The following is a 13,946-nucleotide window of genomic DNA, read 5'->3' as shown; positions in this document are numbered from 1 at the left end:
AGACAAGCCTACGGCTAAGATTGCGGGAGTTTGCCTGCGCCCGGCATACGCTCAGGGGGCGTTGAGGCTGGCGTCACACCAGGTAGAAACAGCGAGAGTGAGAGAGCGATGACCAGCTCCGAATTCGTCCCCCGTACCGTGCTCGTGACCGGTGGGAACCGGGGCATCGGCTTCGCCATCGCCGCCGAGTTCGTATCCCTCGGACATCGTGTCGCGGTCACCGCCCGATCCGGTGAGGGCCCCGCCGGCGCACTCACGGTGCGCGCGGATGTCACGGACTCCGCCTCTGTCGATGAGGCGTTCAGCGAGATCGAATCGGCCCTCGGCGCGGTGGAGATCCTCGTCGCCAATGCCGGGATCACCAGAGACACCCTGCTGCTTCGCATGACGGAGGACGATTTCACGTCGGTGATCGATACGAACCTCTCCGGTGCCTTCCGCGTCGTCAAGCGGGCCTCGAAGGGCATGCTCAAGGCCCGCTACGGGCGCATCGTCCTCGTCTCGAGCGTCGTCGGGCTCCTCGGTTCTGCCGGGCAGGTCAACTACTCGGCATCCAAGAGCGGTCTGATCGGCTTGGCGCGGTCCGTCACCCGCGAGCTGGGCGCCCGGGGGATCACCGCCAACGTGATCGCCCCCGGTTTCATCGAGACCGACATGACGGCGGAGCTGCCGGAAGCGCAACAGGACTCATACAAGAAGTCGATCCCGGCTGGCCGGTTCGCCAGCGCAGCGGAGGTCGCGAGAGTGGTGGCCTGGATCTCGGGAGAGGATGCCGGCTACATCTCCGGCGCCGTCATCCCCGTCGACGGTGGCCTCGGCATGGGGCACTGACCGCTTCGAATCCCCGCTCAGCGGGGAGTTCAGCCCCGCAATCCGAGGAGCGGAAGCAGCTGGCTGAGATCCCGCACATCCATCAGCACGTCGGCCTCATCCCGAACCGGTGCCTTTGCGTCGAAGCCGACCGCGAGCCCCGTGATCGCCATCATCTGCAGGTCGTTGGCGCCGTCGCCGACGGCGACCGTGTGGGCTACCGGCACTCCGAAGTCCGCCGCCCACTCGATGAGGGTGTCTGCTTTCGCCGTGCCATCGATGACGGCTCCGACCAATTCGCCGGTGAGGACTCCGTCGACGACCTCGAGACGGTTCGCCCTCCAGTAGTCCAGACCGAGCTGGGCCGCGATCGGATCGATGATCTCGTGGAATCCCCCCGAGACCACCGCGACACGACCGCCCGCATCGCGCACACCGGCGATCATCTCCGGTACTCCCGGTGTGATGCGCACGAGTCGGCCGACCTCGCCGAAAACCGACTCCGACAGGCCGGCGAGAGTTGCGACCCTGGCGCGGAGGCTCTCTTCGAAGTCGACTTCGCCGTTCATCGCGCGCGCCGTGATCTCCGCGACAGCCCTGCCGGATCCCGCTGCGTCGGCCAGGAGCTCGATCACCTCGTTTTCGATGAGGGTGGAATCGACATCGAGAACGACGAGAAAGCGGGGCATCGGGATCTACCGTTCGTTTGGGGGAAGGGAACCGTCGAGCCCGTGCCGGTCAGTTGACGGTGACGCCCTTGCCGACGACGGTGATTCCGGAATCGGTAACGGTGAATCCGCGGGCCCGGTCAGCCTCGGCATCCACCCCGACGGTCGCACCGGCGTGAACGACGACTTCCTTGTCGAGGATAGCGCGGCGCACCACGGCATCCGGGCCGATCCGCACCCTGTCGAAGACGATCGAATCGATCACCTGCGCGCCGGACTCGATGATCGCCCAGGGACCGAGCACGCTGCGCTCGATGTGCGCCCCGGAGAGCAGTGAGCCGAGAGAGACTATCGAATCGATGGTGGTTCCGAGGTTGCCCTTGGAGTCGCGCACGAACTTGGCCGGCGGCGAATTGAGTTGCTGGCTGAAGATCGGCCATTCGCTGTTGTAGAGGTTGAAGATCGGCAGCGCAGAGATCAGGTCCTGGTGTGCGTCGAAGAAAGACTCGATCGTTCCGACGTCACGCCAGTAGTAGCGGTCACGGTCGGTCGCGCCAGGCACTTCATTCCGATTCAGGTCGTAGACGGCCGCATCGCCCCGCGAGACGAAGTCGGGCACGATGTCGCCGCCCATGTCGTGATTGGAGGTGGTGAGCTCACCATCGCGCAGCACCGCGTCGATGAGGATGTCGGCGTCGAAGATGTAGTTGCCCATCGAGGCGAGCACCTCGTTGGGGGAGTCCGCGAGCCCGACCGCGTTCTTCGGCTTCTCGAGGAACTGCGCGATGCGGGTCGGATCCTCCGGGTCGAGCTCGATCACACCGAACTGGTCAGCGAGGGAGATCGGCTGGCGGATGGCCGCGACGGTGACCCCGGCGCCCGAGGCGATGTGCGCCTCGATCATCTGGCTGAAGTCCATGCGATAGACGTGGTCTGCGCCGACGACGACCACGATGTCTGGCTTCTCGTCGCGCAGCAGGTTGAGGCTCTGCAGGATGGCGTCGGCGGATCCCGCGAACCATCTCTTGCCCAGTCGCTGCTGCGCGGGAACGGATGCCACATACGAGGCGGTGATCCCGTCGAGGCGCCAGGTCTGCGACACATGACGGTCGAGACTGTGCGACTTGTACTGGGTGAGAACGACGATCTGCCGAAGACCGGAATTGATGAGATTCGACAGGGCGAAGTCGATCAACCGGTAATTGCCGCCGAACGGGACTGCCGGCTTTGCGCGGTCGGCGGTGAGCGGCATGAGGCGCTTGCCCTCTCCGCCGGCGAGAACAATGCCAAAGATCTTCTTCGATGCCATGTGACAACAGTAGAGGACCGATCGCGGTGCGTCGGTGCGCGAACCGCGCTAGCGTTTCCCCTGTGAGAGTCGATCTGATTACCAGGGAATACCCGCCAGAGATCTACGGCGGTGCCGGCGTGCACGTCACCGAGCTCGTGAAAGCGCTTCGTCTCGACATCGATGTCGTGGTGCGCGCGTTCGGCAAGCCGAGGGAAGAGCCAGACGTCTACTCCTACGACGTGCCCCCGGGGCTTGCCCATGCGAACCCGACGCTCGCCACCCTGGGGGTCGATCTCGAGATCGCCCAGGACGTCGCCGGGGCAGACCTCGTGCACTCGCACACCTGGTACGCCAACGGTGCCGGTCATATCGCGCAATTGCTCCACGGAATCCCCCACGTGGTCACCGCCCACAGCCTCGAGCCGCTTCGCCCTTGGAAGGCCGAGCAGCTCGGCGGCGGGTATCGCGTCTCGAGTTGGATCGAGCGCGACGCGTTCACCTCCGCGGATGCCGTCATCGCGGTGAGCCACGGGATGCGCCGAGACATCCTGCGGTCCTATCCCATGCTCGACGAGGCGAAGGTCTCCGTGGTGCACAACGGCATCGACCTCGAGTCGTGGCATCCGGTGCGGGACGAGGAGCTGGTTCGTTCGCTCGGAATAGATCCCGACCGTCCCTCCGTGGTGTTCGTCGGTCGCATCACCCGCCAGAAGGGTCTGCCATACCTCCTTCGGGCGGCAGCTTTGCTTCCTTCGGACGTGCAGCTCGTGCTGTGCGCCGGCGCCCCCGATACCGCGGAGATCATGGCCGAGGTTCGAGCCGGAGTCGCCGAACTGCAGCAGACCCGCACCGGGGTCGTCTGGATCGAGGAGATGCTGAGCCGGCACGACCTCTCGGCAGTGCTCACCGCCGCGACGACGTTCGTCTGCCCCTCCATCTACGAGCCACTCGGCATCGTCAATCTCGAAGCCATGGCCTGCGGCGCCGCCGTCGTCGGCACGGCCACCGGGGGCATCCCCGAGGTCATCGACGACGGGGTCACCGGTCGTCTGGTGCCGATAGCCCAGGCGGAGGATGGCACGGGAACGCCGCTCGATCCTGAGCAGTTCGTCGCCGATCTCGCGCGGGCGCTGACCGAAGTCGTGACCGATCCCGAATCCGCCCGGCAGATGGGCGAGGCCGGCCGGCTCCGGGCCGAGCGGGACTTCGGCTGGGACCGCATTTCCCAGCGGACCCAGGAGATCTACCGCTCACTGCTCTGATACTCGACGCCGCGCAGCACGGCCGCCCGCGCTGTGGCGCTGCCGAGAATGCTGCGGCGGCGAAGGTAGGGTTGAGGCATGGCCAGCGTTCTCCAGCTTTCCGACGTCTCCGTCGTCCGAGAAGGCAACCACATCCTCGATTCCGTCAATTGGACAGTGGAGGACGACCAGCGCTGGGTCATCCTCGGACCCAACGGCGCGGGCAAGACCACTCTGCTGCAGCTTGCGTCGGCGATGATCCATCCCAGCTCCGGAGTCGTGAAGATCCTGGATACCACGCTCGGTCGCACCGACGTGTTCGACCTGAGGCCGCGCATCGGCTTCGCCTCCACGGCGATGGCTCGGCGCATCCCCGCCACGGAGCGGGTGCTGGATGTGGTGCTCACCGCCGCCTATGCCGTCGCGGGTCGCTGGAACGAGGACTACGAAGACATCGACACCCGCCGTGCCCAGCGGGTGCTCGCCGAATGGAAGCTCGACCACCTCGAGGATCGTCGGTTCGGGCAGCTGAGCGATGGGGAGCAGAAGCGGGTGCAGATCGCCCGTGCGGTGATGACCGATCCGGAACTCCTGCTGCTCGACGAACCGGCCGCGAGCCTCGACCTCGGCGCCCGGGAGGAGCTTCTCGAGTTGCTCGGCGGCTATGCGCGAGCCGAGCAGGCTCCGGCGATCGTGATGGTCACTCATCACGTGGAAGAGATCCCTCTTGGCTTCGGTCACGCTCTGTTGCTGTCCCACGGTCGCATCACTTCGGCCGGCCCGATCGGCGAGGTGATCACCTCGGAGAAGTTGACCGAGGCTTTCGGACTCGCGCTCGAGGTAGAAGAGCGCGACGGTCGATTCACGGCCCGCGCCGCGCAGTCCGCCTAGCCCGCACCACTTCTGGTAATGTAATCCCTTGGCCCTCGTGCCGACTTTTTCCCTCACCCTTCCCAACACCTAGGAATCTACGATGAAGACTGACATCCACCCCGACTACAGCGCGGTTGTCTTCCGCGATCTCGCGAGCGGCGAGACCTTCCTCACCCGCTCGACCGTCAAGAGCGACAAGACGATCGACCTCGACGGCGTGACCTACCCCGTCATCGACGTGGAGATCTCCTCGGCCTCGCACCCGTTCTACACGGGCAAGCAGCGCATCCTGGACAGCGCAGGGCGCGTCGAGAAGTTCAACTCGCGTTACAAGGGCTTCGGCGCGTAGCGAGCACCAACACTCATCACAGAGGGCGATCGGCTTCGGCCGGTCGCCCTCTGTCGTGCTTGGCCCCACTGCGGCTTCAGTACTGCGGCTTCAGCACTGCGGCTTCAGCAGCGTGGCCTCAGCGCTGCGGCCAGGCCCCGTCCGCGACGAAGGCCGGGTCTTTGGTGCGGCGCATGTAGTCCTGGAAACTCGTGGCGCTGTCGGCCGCCCAGGTCACCTGGTTGGTATGCACGAGCGTCGCATCCTGCCCCAGCGTGTCCGAATACTTGCGGGCGATGGCCTGGGCGACCCGTCCGGCCGCAACGGCATCCGCTTGCGCATCGTGGGCGTCCATGAGCTCGACGCCGTAGTACTCCGCCGCCACCTCGAGGGTTCGTTTGCCCTTGCGGTAGCGGTCCATCGCGCGGTCGATCACGAGGGGATCGATGATGGGCAGCGGATCGTCGAGCGGTTCGATGCCGTAGCGGAGGCATTCCCGGTTGAGCAGCGTCAGATCGTAGGCGGCGTTGTAGATCACTATCGGCACCCCCTGGGCCAGGAGCGCGCGCAGCACCGCCACGATCTCTGCGACGACCTCAGCGGCATCCCGACCCTCGGCTCGCGCCCGCTCTGTGGTGATGCCGTGAACCGCCGCAGCCTGCGCGGGGATCTCGACGCCGGGATCGGCGAGCCAGGACACGCCCTTGGGCATTCCCTGGGCATCCACCACTCCGACATAGGCGGAGACGATACGACTGGTTTCGGTGTCTATCCCCGTGGTCTCGAGGTCGAACACGCCGAGGCGGTCGAACCATGCCTCGGTGCGATTGCCGGGGTCACCCGCTGCAGTGTCATGTGCGGCATCCACCAGTCGCACTCAGGGCCGACCACCGGCGGGGCTCGGCGACCCGACGTGAAGCCAGTAGAAACTCTGGGTTCCGAGCGTGAGCGTGATGTCGCCGTTTTCGGTGAAGGCGGGGAATTCCCCGCCGCCGAACAGGTCGTACAGGGCAGATCCGGCGAACTGTTCCGCTTTGATGGTGACCGCGATCGGGTTGTGGGCGAAGCTGAAGACGCACAACACGTCCTCTGCGGAGTCGCCGAACTGGGTGCCCGATCCCGGGTAGGAGCGCACGAAGGCCAGCACCGACTCGTGGTTGGTTTCGAGCACCGTGAGGCTCCCGAGTCCGAAGGTCGGGTGGGCCTTGCGCACGTGGATCACGTTGCGCACCCAGTGCAGTAGTGACCGGGATTGCGCTAGCTGCGACTCGACGTTCGTGAGGTTGTAGTTGTAGACCAGCGACTGCACGACCGGGAGGTAGAGCTTGCCCGGGTCTGCGGAGGAGAAGCCGGCGTTGCGGTCGGGAGTCCACTGCATGGGCGTGCGCGAGGCATCCCGGTCCGGCAGCCAGATGTTGTCACCCATGCCGATCTCGTCGCCGTAGTACAGGAAAGGGCTACCGGCGAGGCTGAAGAGCAGCGCATGGGCCAGTTCGAGCTCGGCGCGGGAATTGTCGAGCAGGGGAGCAAGGCGCCGGCGGATGCCGATGTTCGATCGCATCCGCGGGTCGTAGGCGTACCAGCCGTACATGGCTTGGCGGTACTCCTCCGACACCATCTCCAGGGTGAGTTCGTCGTGGTTTCGGAGGAAGACACCCCATCCCGCGCCCTCGGGGATGTCCGTGGTCTCGGCGAGGATCCGGGTGAGCTCCGCCGCGTTCTGCGAGCGGAGCGAGTAGAAGATGCGCGGCATGACCGGGAAGTCGAAGGCCATGTGACACTCCGGCTCTTCCTCGGTTCCGAAGAAAGCGGCGACCTCTCGCGGCCACTGGTTCGCCTCCGCCACCATGATGCGGCCGGGGAATTCCTCGTCGAACATCGCCCGCACCCGTTTGATGTAGTCGTGCGTCGGCGCCTCTCCCTCTCCGTTGCCCTCCTCGGATTCGAACAGGTAGGGAATCGCGTCGAGGCGGATGCCGTCGACTCCGAGGTCGAGCCAGAATCGCATGACGTCCATGACGGCATCCTGAACTGCGGGGTTCTCGAAGTTGAGGTCAGGCTGGTGAGAGAAGAACCGGTGGAAGAAGAACTGGCGTCGAACCGGGTCGAAGGTCCAGTTGGACTCTTCTGTGTCGACGAAGATCACCCGGATGTTCGGATACCGCTCGTCTGTGTCGCTCCAGACGTAGTAGTCCCCGTAGGGCCCCTCCGGGTCGGACCGGGACTGCTGGAACCACTCGTGCTGGTCTGAGGTGTGGTTCAGCGGATAGTCGATGATGATGCGCATGTTGCGCTCGTGGGACTTGGTGACCAGGTCCTTGAACTCATCGAGGGTGCCGAACTCGGGAAGGATGGCGCGGAAGTCGGAGACGTCGTAACCACCGTCGCGCAACGGCGACTGGTAGAAGGGCGGCAGCCAGAGGGCGTCGATACCGAGCCATTGCAGGTAGTCGAGCTTGGAGAGCAGGCCCTGAAGGTCTCCCGAGCCGTCCCCGTTGCTGTCGACGAAGGATCGGACCATCACCTCGTAGAAGACGGAACGCCGATACCACTGCGGATCGAGGGTCAGTCCGGGCAGTTGGATGGGGGCGGTAAAGCTCACAGTGCTCCTCTCGAGAGCAGGGTAGGCATCGGAATCGACGTGGAGTTTTATCGAGCCCGTCAAGTCTAGGCGCGTGTGTGAAACGCCCGCGTAACTTCGTATCCGTAGAATCGAGACAATGTCTGTTCACTCCCCTTACGCCGAATTGCTCGCCCGGATGCCGATCGAGCGCCATGAGATAGTGATCCTCGGCAGCACGACCCGCTATTGGGTATACGGACCGGTCGATGCAGCCCTCACGATCGTCATCGCACACGGCTACCGCGGCGAGCATCACGGGCTCGAGCCGGTGATCGCCCAGTTGCCCAGCATCCGCTGGATCGGCCCGGACATGCCCGGTTTCGGCGAGTCCACCCCCCTCACCGAGGTGCCTCATTCGATCGACGGCTTCGCCAAGTGGCTCACCGCCTTCGTGGACGCCCTCGGCTTGACCGGCACCGCCGTGACCCTCGGGCACTCGTTCGGCACGATCATCTCGTCGAAGGCGGTGGCGGACGGTCTGAAGACGCCCGCCCTCATCCTCGTGAATCCGATCTCCACCTCCGGGCTCGAGGGCCCGAGCAAGACGGCGACGAAACTCACTGTCGCCTTCTACCGCCTCGCCGGCCTGCTGCCCGACCGCGTCGGTGAGTTCCTGCTCAAGCGATGGATCGTCGTCCAGTTCATGAGCTCGGTGCTCGCCAAGACGAAAGATCGAGAGCTGCGCCGCTGGATCCACTACCAGCACCACACCTACTTCAACAATTTCGCCAGTCGTGACTCGGTCGTCGAAGCATTCGAGGCCTCGGTGGCCTCTGACGTCAGCACCTATTCTGACGGCATCACGGTGCCGACGCTTCTTGTGGCCGCCGAACTGGACGACATCACTCCCGTGCAGGCGCACCGCGACCTCGTGGAGAGCATGACGGATGCCCGCCTCGAGCTGCTCATGGGTGTCGGTCACCTCATCCACTACGAGGTGCCCGGGCTCGCCGCCGCCGCCATCCACAGCTTCCTCGTCGAACAGGGCCTGTTCGGCGACCTTCCGCCCGAGGCGACTACCGTGCAGAGCAACATCGAGTCCGGCGCGGAACCCAGCGCACCGTGAAGGTGATCTTCGACTGCCGCTACACCCGGTTCGTGCGCCACGATGGCATCAGCCGGTACACAGCGGGCCTGGTCGAAGCCTTCTCCCGGCTGCACCCGGTCACCATGCTGATCAGCGACGAACGCCAGCTCGCACTGCTCCCGGATCTGCCGTGGGTGAAGGGTCGGCCGGGAACCAGCGCACTCGAGCCATTCATCGGCATGCTCTCCCTCAATAGATGGAAGCCGGATGTCGTCTTCAGTCCGATGCAGACGATGGGTGCGACCGGACGGCGTTACAAGCTCGTCCTCACCGTGCATGACATGGTCTTCTATCGAATCACCCAGATTCCCGCCGGATACAGCTGGTACGTGCGCGCCATCTGGCGGGCCTTCTATCTGACGTATTGGCCGCAGCGTGCGGTACTCAGCCGTGCGGATGCGGTGGTCACCGGTTCCTACAACTGCGAGCGCGAGATGATCGAGGCCCGCCTCACGAAACGTCCCCTCACCGTGATCAGGCCGGGGGTCGACGATTCCGGCGTGCCTCAACTGGCGGAACCCCGCTCGAAGACGCTCGTCTACATGGGCACCTTCCAGCCGAACAAGAACGTGGAGACCCTCGCCCGCGGCATGCATCATCTTCCGGGCTACACCCTTCGTCTGCTGTCGAGGATCAGCCCCGAGGATCGGGAGCGCATCGCTTCCCTCGCGCCAGAGGGCTCGATCCGCTTCGACGACGGAGTGACCGATGAGGAATACCTCGATGCGCTCGTGGATGCCGCGGCGATGGTCACGGCCTGCTGGGACGAGGGGTTCGGGATCCCCCTGATCGAGGGCGAGGCCGCTGGCGTGCCGCTCGTACTCAGCGATATTCCGTTGTTCCACGAGGTGGGTGGCGAGGCCGCGGTCTACTTCGAGCACTCCGACCCGGCAGCCTTCGCCGCCGCGGTGCGCTCGCTCGAGGAGCCGGGGGAGTGGCGACGCCGCAGCGAGGCATCCCGGGCGCGGGTGGCGGATTTCAGCTGGGACGAATCGGCGAGACGTCTACTCGCGCTGCTCAGCGAGATGGTCCCGGCCCGCACCGCGGCCGATCACTGAACGCGCGGCTCCGAGCCCAGTTCCCGATACTCCACGGCATTCTGTTCGTCGAAGTCCACGCAATCGTCGGCGATCGACTCGACGTCGATCGGATCGTTGAACAGCACGAGTTCGATCGTGCCGTTCACATGACGGAAGCTGTGCACCGATCCATTGGTGATCGGGATGCCACGGTGGTACTTCGCCTGCGGTGAGACATGGTTCAGCACGGTGCGGATGACCCCACCGTGGGTCGTGACGATGAGCCGGGCATCCGGCGACCCCTCGGGACGATCACGCTCGTGCCGTTCGGCGAGGGCGACGAGCGCGGGGATGACGCGGGCGGCGACATCCTCCCGACGCTCCCGCCCGGGAACGGGGGAGTCTCCGGGGAACAGCTGCACGAGCTCTCGGTCGTCGAGCCCCTCTGCTTCGCCGTAGCGGCGTTCGACCAGGTCTTCGAGCACCTCGATCTCCTCCGCCGCGATGCCCACCTCCCTCGCGATGATCGCTCCGGTTTCGAAGGCACGGGAGAGTGGACTGGAGGCGATCCCGTCCCAGGTCCGCCGGGCGAGCAGGTGCCCGGATCGCGCCGCCTGCGCACGCCCCGTGTCATTGAGGGGGATGTCGGTGCTGCCCTGGATGCGACGAGCGCGGTTCCAATCGGTTTCGCCGTGCCGCACGAGGTAGATCAGTGTCATGCGCGCAGGTCCTTCGGCGGTCGGTGGGCCCGGGTGCCCGGCCCGTCTGCCCGACCGACGGCGGTCAGGCGGTGAGGCGGAGCGCGAGTTCGGCGAGGGTCTCCGAGGTGCCCGCGTCAATCTTAACGGTCGCGCGCGGATCGCCCTTGGTGACCCCGCGGTTCACGATGACCACGGGAAGCCGGCGCTTGGATGCCTGGTCGAGCAACCGGATGCCCGAATTGACGACGAGGGATGATCCGGCGATCAGAAGCGCGCCGGCCGACTGCAGGAGCGCGCTCGCCTCCGAGAACTTCTCGGTGGGGATGAACTCACCGAAGAAGACGATGTCCGGCTTGAGGACTCCGCCGCAGACCGTGCAGTCCGGGGTGACGAAGTCCGCGATCTGGGTGAACTCCACGTCACCGTCGGGACCGAGTTCGAAGGAGTCTGGTGCATCGAGCCACTCGTTCGCGCGGGTGATGCGCTCCGAGACATCCGACCGGGCGAAGGTCTGGCCGCAGGTGAGGCACCGCACGCGATCCATGGTGCCGTGAAGGTCGACGACCCGCTGCGACCCGGCTCTCAAGTGCAGCCCGTCGACGTTCTGGGTGATGATGCCATTGACGATTCCGGCGGTCTCCAGCTCGGCCAGAGTGCGGTGACCGTCGTTCGGCAGCGCACCATCGAATCGCTTCCACCCGAGGTGGCTTCCCGCCCAATACCGTTTGCGATATTCCGCATCCTTCAGGAACTGCTGGAAGGTCATCGGGTTGCGCGGGGGAGCGCCGTCACCGCGGTAGTCCGGAATCCCGGAATCGGTGCTCATTCCTGCGCCGGTGAGCACGGCGATCGTTCGTCCGCGCAGGGCATCGGCGGCGGTGTCCAGCTCGGCGGAGGTGGCCAACGGCCAATCGCGAAGGGCGGCACCGGTCATCAGCAGCACCTCTTTCGTTTCGTTTCGCCGTGTTTCACCCGGGTGGCGCACACGCTCCTACTTCAGAGTAAACAATCGAGTTTTCGGATATGTTTCCGATTGCTGGCAGTGTTTGCCGCCCCTCTTCCCCCATCCCCATCACGACGCCGGATACGGCGGCAGGAGTTCCATGCACATCGTTCGCATCGACGACCTCGAGCACCCCGGCCTCTCCGACTATTCGGGACTGACCGATGTGGCGCTTCGGCGCCTGAGCGAACCGGCGGGCGGGCTCTACATCGCCGAATCATCGAAGGTGATCACGCGGGCGATAGCGGCGGGCCATCGGCCGAGATCCATTCTCGTGCAGGAGCAGTGGCTGCCAGAGATGGAGGCACTGCTCGCCCCCTTCGACGTGCCGATCTTCGTCGGCGCTCCCGGGTTGCTCGAGAAGCTCACCGGGTTCAACCTGCATCGTGGTGCCCTCGCCGCAATGCATCGCCCGCCCCTGAGGCCGGTGCTCGAGGTGATCGACGGTGCCCGGCGAGTCGTCGTGATCGAGGATGTCGTTGATCACACGAACGTCGGAGCGATCTTCCGGGCGGCAGCGGGCCTCGGAGCGGATGCCGTACTGGTGACGCCGCGCTGCGCCGATCCACTGTATCGCCGCAGCGTTCGGGTGAGCATGGGGACCGTCTTGCAGGTGCCCTGGACACGGCTTCCCGAGTGGCCGGAAGCGGCAGAGGTGCTCAAAGAAGCGGGATTCCACCTGGCGGCCCTCGCCCTCTCCGACACCGCGGTCGGTCTCGATGTGCTCGCCGAGAACCCTCCAGAGAAGCTCGCGCTGCTCCTCGGCACGGAAGGGGACGGACTGAGCAGGGATGCCGTCTCTCACGCCGATACCGTCGTCACCATCCCGATGCTCCACGGAGTCGATTCGCTGAACGTCGCGTCAGCGAGTGCGGTCGCGCTGTGGGCGCTTCGGGTGCGGTGATCGGGACTATGCGTGCGGCGAAAAGTAGCATGGCTGTATGTCGGTGAATGAGCCCCCCGCGCCACCGGTTCGTCGCCGTCCCAGCCGCCGGGTGATCCTGCGTCGCCGAGCCGTGCTCTTCTCTACATCAGCGCTCGTCATCGCCCTTGGCATCTATCTGCCGCTGACTCTGCTTGCTCCGCTCGGATCCACCGCCCCCCGGGTGCTCCCATACAGCGCTCCCGATCGCATCGCCGCGTCTCCTGAGCTGCCCAGTTATGGAGCCAGTGCTGTCGGGGTGATCGGCTACCCGGAGGCATCCGCCTCCGCCGGCAGCACGTCGCCGCTGCCGATCGCCAGCATCAGCAAGATCGTCACCAGCCTCGTGGTGCTCGAGGCGAAGCCGCTGTCACCCGGGGATTCGGGCCCCACCATCACCTTCACGGCGGCGGACGCCGCTCTCCGCGCCAAATACGTGGCACTCAACGGCGAGACCAAACCGCTGGCGGCCGGTTCCACGATCAGCCAGCTCGATCTGATGCGGGTCACGCTCGTCGCCTCGGCGAACAACTATGCGGATGCCCTCACCGGCTGGGCCTTCGGCTCGCGGGGCGCGTTCCAGATAGCGGTGACGGCCTGGCTCGGCTCGCACGGTCTCGACCACACGACGATCGTCGAGCCGACGGGCATCAACCCGGGCAACGTGAGCACTGCCGCCGACCTGGTCGAGATCGGCAAGCTCGCCCTCGCCAATCCGGTGATCTCCCAGATCGTCTCGACCCCCTCGATGACCCAGGCCGGAGTGGGGACCTTCGCCAACACGAACACGCTGCTCGGCCGACTCGGGGTCGACGGCATCAAGACGGGCACGCTCAACGGATCGTCCAATCTCCTCTTCGCCGCCCGGTATGAGTATGCCGGCCACAGCGTCACGGTGGTGGGTGCAGTCGTGGGGGCGACCGATCACAAGACGGTGGACGCCACGGTCACCACTCTCCTCGCCGGGGTGAAGGCCGGATTCCACGTGATCACCCTCGCCAAGAAGGGGCAGCCCTTTGCGAACTTCACGACGGCCTGGTCGCAGAAGGTGCGGGCGGTCTCGACGAAGACCGCCTCGGTACTCGTCTGGAGCAACACCCCGGTGACTGCAGTGATAGCCGCGTTCCCGGCGACAGTGGGGCAACGCGCTGGATCGGCGGGCACGGTGACCTTCACGGCGGGCCGCCAGTCCGTGCGGGTTCCGCTCACGCTCGACCGCCGCCTCGTGGATCCAGGGCCGTTGTGGCGGCTGGGCAACCCGACACTGCTTCTGCCGTAACCGATCGGAGGGATCCTCGAGACGCGCCGTGTATGCTCATTCGGGCATAAATGCACGCCTCTCACAGGCTTTGCCCTTAGGGTAAAACCATCCTTTGGAGC

General features: G+C 65.5%; 14 protein-coding genes. 8 read left to right on the top strand and 6 right to left on the bottom strand.

Annotation, left to right across the window (positions count from 1 at the left end; all coding sequences use genetic code 11):
• Positions 1 to 108 precede the first annotated feature (108 nt).
• Positions 109 to 831 (top strand): 3-oxoacyl-ACP reductase FabG, encoded by a 723-nt coding sequence (gene fabG, locus F1C58_RS07765; protein WP_185203831.1) that lies wholly within the window; start codon positions 109 to 111, stop codon positions 829 to 831.
• 29 nt (positions 832 to 860) lie between these two features.
• Here fabG and serB read toward each other — a convergent pair whose 3' ends face one another.
• A complete protein-coding gene (gene serB, locus F1C58_RS07760; protein WP_185203830.1) occupies positions 861 to 1,499 on the bottom strand; it encodes a phosphoserine phosphatase SerB in 639 nt (212 codons plus the stop codon).
• 49 nt (positions 1,500 to 1,548) lie between these two features.
• Positions 1,549 to 2,787 carry a glucose-1-phosphate adenylyltransferase gene (locus F1C58_RS07755; protein WP_185203829.1) on the bottom strand — a complete coding sequence of 413 codons (1,239 nt, stop codon included), beginning with the start codon at positions 2,785 to 2,787 and terminating at the stop codon, positions 1,549 to 1,551.
• A 62-nt stretch (positions 2,788 to 2,849) separates the two neighbouring features.
• On the opposite strand from F1C58_RS07755, the gene glgA reads away from it, so the two are divergent.
• The 3 genes from glgA (at position 2,850) to F1C58_RS07740 (ending at position 5,232) form a co-directional block, all read left to right on the top strand.
• Complete coding sequence (glgA, locus tag F1C58_RS07750) at positions 2,850 to 4,031, top strand: glycogen synthase (RefSeq protein WP_185203828.1); 1,182 nt, start codon at positions 2,850 to 2,852, stop codon at positions 4,029 to 4,031.
• 78 nt (positions 4,032 to 4,109) lie between these two features.
• Complete coding sequence (locus F1C58_RS07745; RefSeq protein WP_185203827.1) at positions 4,110 to 4,901, top strand: ABC transporter ATP-binding protein; 792 nt, start codon at positions 4,110 to 4,112, stop codon at positions 4,899 to 4,901.
• Between the two features lie 82 nt (positions 4,902 to 4,983).
• Positions 4,984 to 5,232 (top strand): type B 50S ribosomal protein L31, encoded by a 249-nt coding sequence (locus tag F1C58_RS07740; protein WP_185203826.1) that lies wholly within the window; start codon positions 4,984 to 4,986, stop codon positions 5,230 to 5,232.
• 118 nt (positions 5,233 to 5,350) lie between these two features.
• Here the strand turns inward: F1C58_RS07740 and F1C58_RS07735 are convergent, their stop codons facing one another.
• The gene (locus tag F1C58_RS07735; protein ID WP_185203825.1) at positions 5,351 to 6,079 is read right to left on the bottom strand and encodes a 3'-5' exonuclease; all 729 of its coding nucleotides are present in this window, start codon (positions 6,077 to 6,079) and stop codon (positions 5,351 to 5,353) included.
• Positions 6,080 to 6,088: 9 nt separating this feature from the next.
• Positions 6,089 to 7,813 (bottom strand): maltose alpha-D-glucosyltransferase, encoded by a 1,725-nt coding sequence (treS, locus tag F1C58_RS07730; protein WP_185203824.1) that lies wholly within the window; start codon positions 7,811 to 7,813, stop codon positions 6,089 to 6,091.
• 118 nt (positions 7,814 to 7,931) lie between these two features.
• On the opposite strand from treS, the gene F1C58_RS07725 reads away from it, so the two are divergent.
• Both F1C58_RS07725 and F1C58_RS07720 read left to right on the top strand, forming a co-directional pair.
• The gene (locus F1C58_RS07725) at positions 7,932 to 8,900 is read left to right on the top strand and encodes an alpha/beta fold hydrolase (RefSeq protein WP_185203823.1); all 969 of its coding nucleotides are present in this window, start codon (positions 7,932 to 7,934) and stop codon (positions 8,898 to 8,900) included.
• Positions 8,897 to 9,979, top strand: a complete 1,083-nt coding sequence (locus tag F1C58_RS07720; protein ID WP_185203822.1) for a glycosyltransferase family 1 protein — start codon at positions 8,897 to 8,899, stop codon at positions 9,977 to 9,979. The genes F1C58_RS07725 and F1C58_RS07720 overlap by 4 nt, the downstream gene beginning before the upstream one ends.
• Here F1C58_RS07720 and F1C58_RS07715 read toward each other — a convergent pair.
• The gene (locus F1C58_RS07715) at positions 9,973 to 10,659 is read right to left on the bottom strand and encodes a histidine phosphatase family protein (RefSeq protein ID WP_185203821.1); all 687 of its coding nucleotides are present in this window, start codon (positions 10,657 to 10,659) and stop codon (positions 9,973 to 9,975) included. The two genes, F1C58_RS07720 and F1C58_RS07715, sit on opposite strands and share 7 nt — an antisense overlap.
• Positions 10,660 to 10,723: 64 nt before the next feature.
• Positions 10,724 to 11,575, bottom strand: a complete 852-nt coding sequence (locus F1C58_RS07710) for a Sir2 family NAD-dependent protein deacetylase (RefSeq protein WP_185203820.1) — start codon at positions 11,573 to 11,575, stop codon at positions 10,724 to 10,726.
• Positions 11,576 to 11,744: 169 nt separating this feature from the next.
• Between F1C58_RS07710 and F1C58_RS07705 the strand changes: the two genes are divergently transcribed.
• On the top strand, positions 11,745 to 12,548 hold the full coding sequence (locus tag F1C58_RS07705) for an RNA methyltransferase (RefSeq protein ID WP_185203819.1): 804 nt from the start codon (positions 11,745 to 11,747) through the stop codon (positions 12,546 to 12,548).
• 37 nt (positions 12,549 to 12,585) lie between these two features.
• Complete coding sequence (locus F1C58_RS07700) at positions 12,586 to 13,845, top strand: D-alanyl-D-alanine carboxypeptidase family protein (RefSeq protein WP_185203818.1); 1,260 nt, start codon at positions 12,586 to 12,588, stop codon at positions 13,843 to 13,845.
• Positions 13,846 to 13,946: the final 101 nt, after the last annotated feature.

It is taken from the genome of Glaciihabitans sp. INWT7 (assembly GCF_014217685.1).
Taxonomy (GTDB): domain Bacteria; phylum Actinomycetota; class Actinomycetes; order Actinomycetales; family Microbacteriaceae; genus Lacisediminihabitans.
Note: the sequence above shows the minus strand (reverse complement) of the source record. Positions and strands in the feature narration are given on the sequence as shown.

Bases quoted from the DNA above. Each gene is read 5' to 3' on its own strand.
- fabG (WP_185203831.1), top strand. From the start codon at position 109: ATGACCAGCTCCGAATTCGTCCCCCGTACCGTGCTCGTGACCGGTGGG.
- serB (WP_185203830.1), bottom strand. From the start codon at position 1,499: ATGCCCCGCTTTCTCGTCGTTCTCGATGTCGATTCCACCCTCATCGAA.
- F1C58_RS07755 (WP_185203829.1), bottom strand. From the start codon at position 2,787: ATGGCATCGAAGAAGATCTTTGGCATTGTTCTCGCCGGCGGAGAGGGC.
- F1C58_RS07745 (WP_185203827.1), top strand. From the start codon at position 4,110: ATGGCCAGCGTTCTCCAGCTTTCCGACGTCTCCGTCGTCCGAGAAGGC.
- F1C58_RS07740 (WP_185203826.1), top strand. From the start codon at position 4,984: ATGAAGACTGACATCCACCCCGACTACAGCGCGGTTGTCTTCCGCGAT.
- F1C58_RS07725 (WP_185203823.1), top strand. From the start codon at position 7,932: ATGTCTGTTCACTCCCCTTACGCCGAATTGCTCGCCCGGATGCCGATC.
- F1C58_RS07715 (WP_185203821.1), bottom strand. From the start codon at position 10,659: ATGACACTGATCTACCTCGTGCGGCACGGCGAAACCGATTGGAACCGC.
- F1C58_RS07710 (WP_185203820.1), bottom strand. From the start codon at position 11,575: ATGACCGGTGCCGCCCTTCGCGATTGGCCGTTGGCCACCTCCGCCGAG.
- F1C58_RS07705 (WP_185203819.1), top strand. From the start codon at position 11,745: ATGCACATCGTTCGCATCGACGACCTCGAGCACCCCGGCCTCTCCGAC.
- F1C58_RS07700 (WP_185203818.1), top strand. From the start codon at position 12,586: ATGTCGGTGAATGAGCCCCCCGCGCCACCGGTTCGTCGCCGTCCCAGC.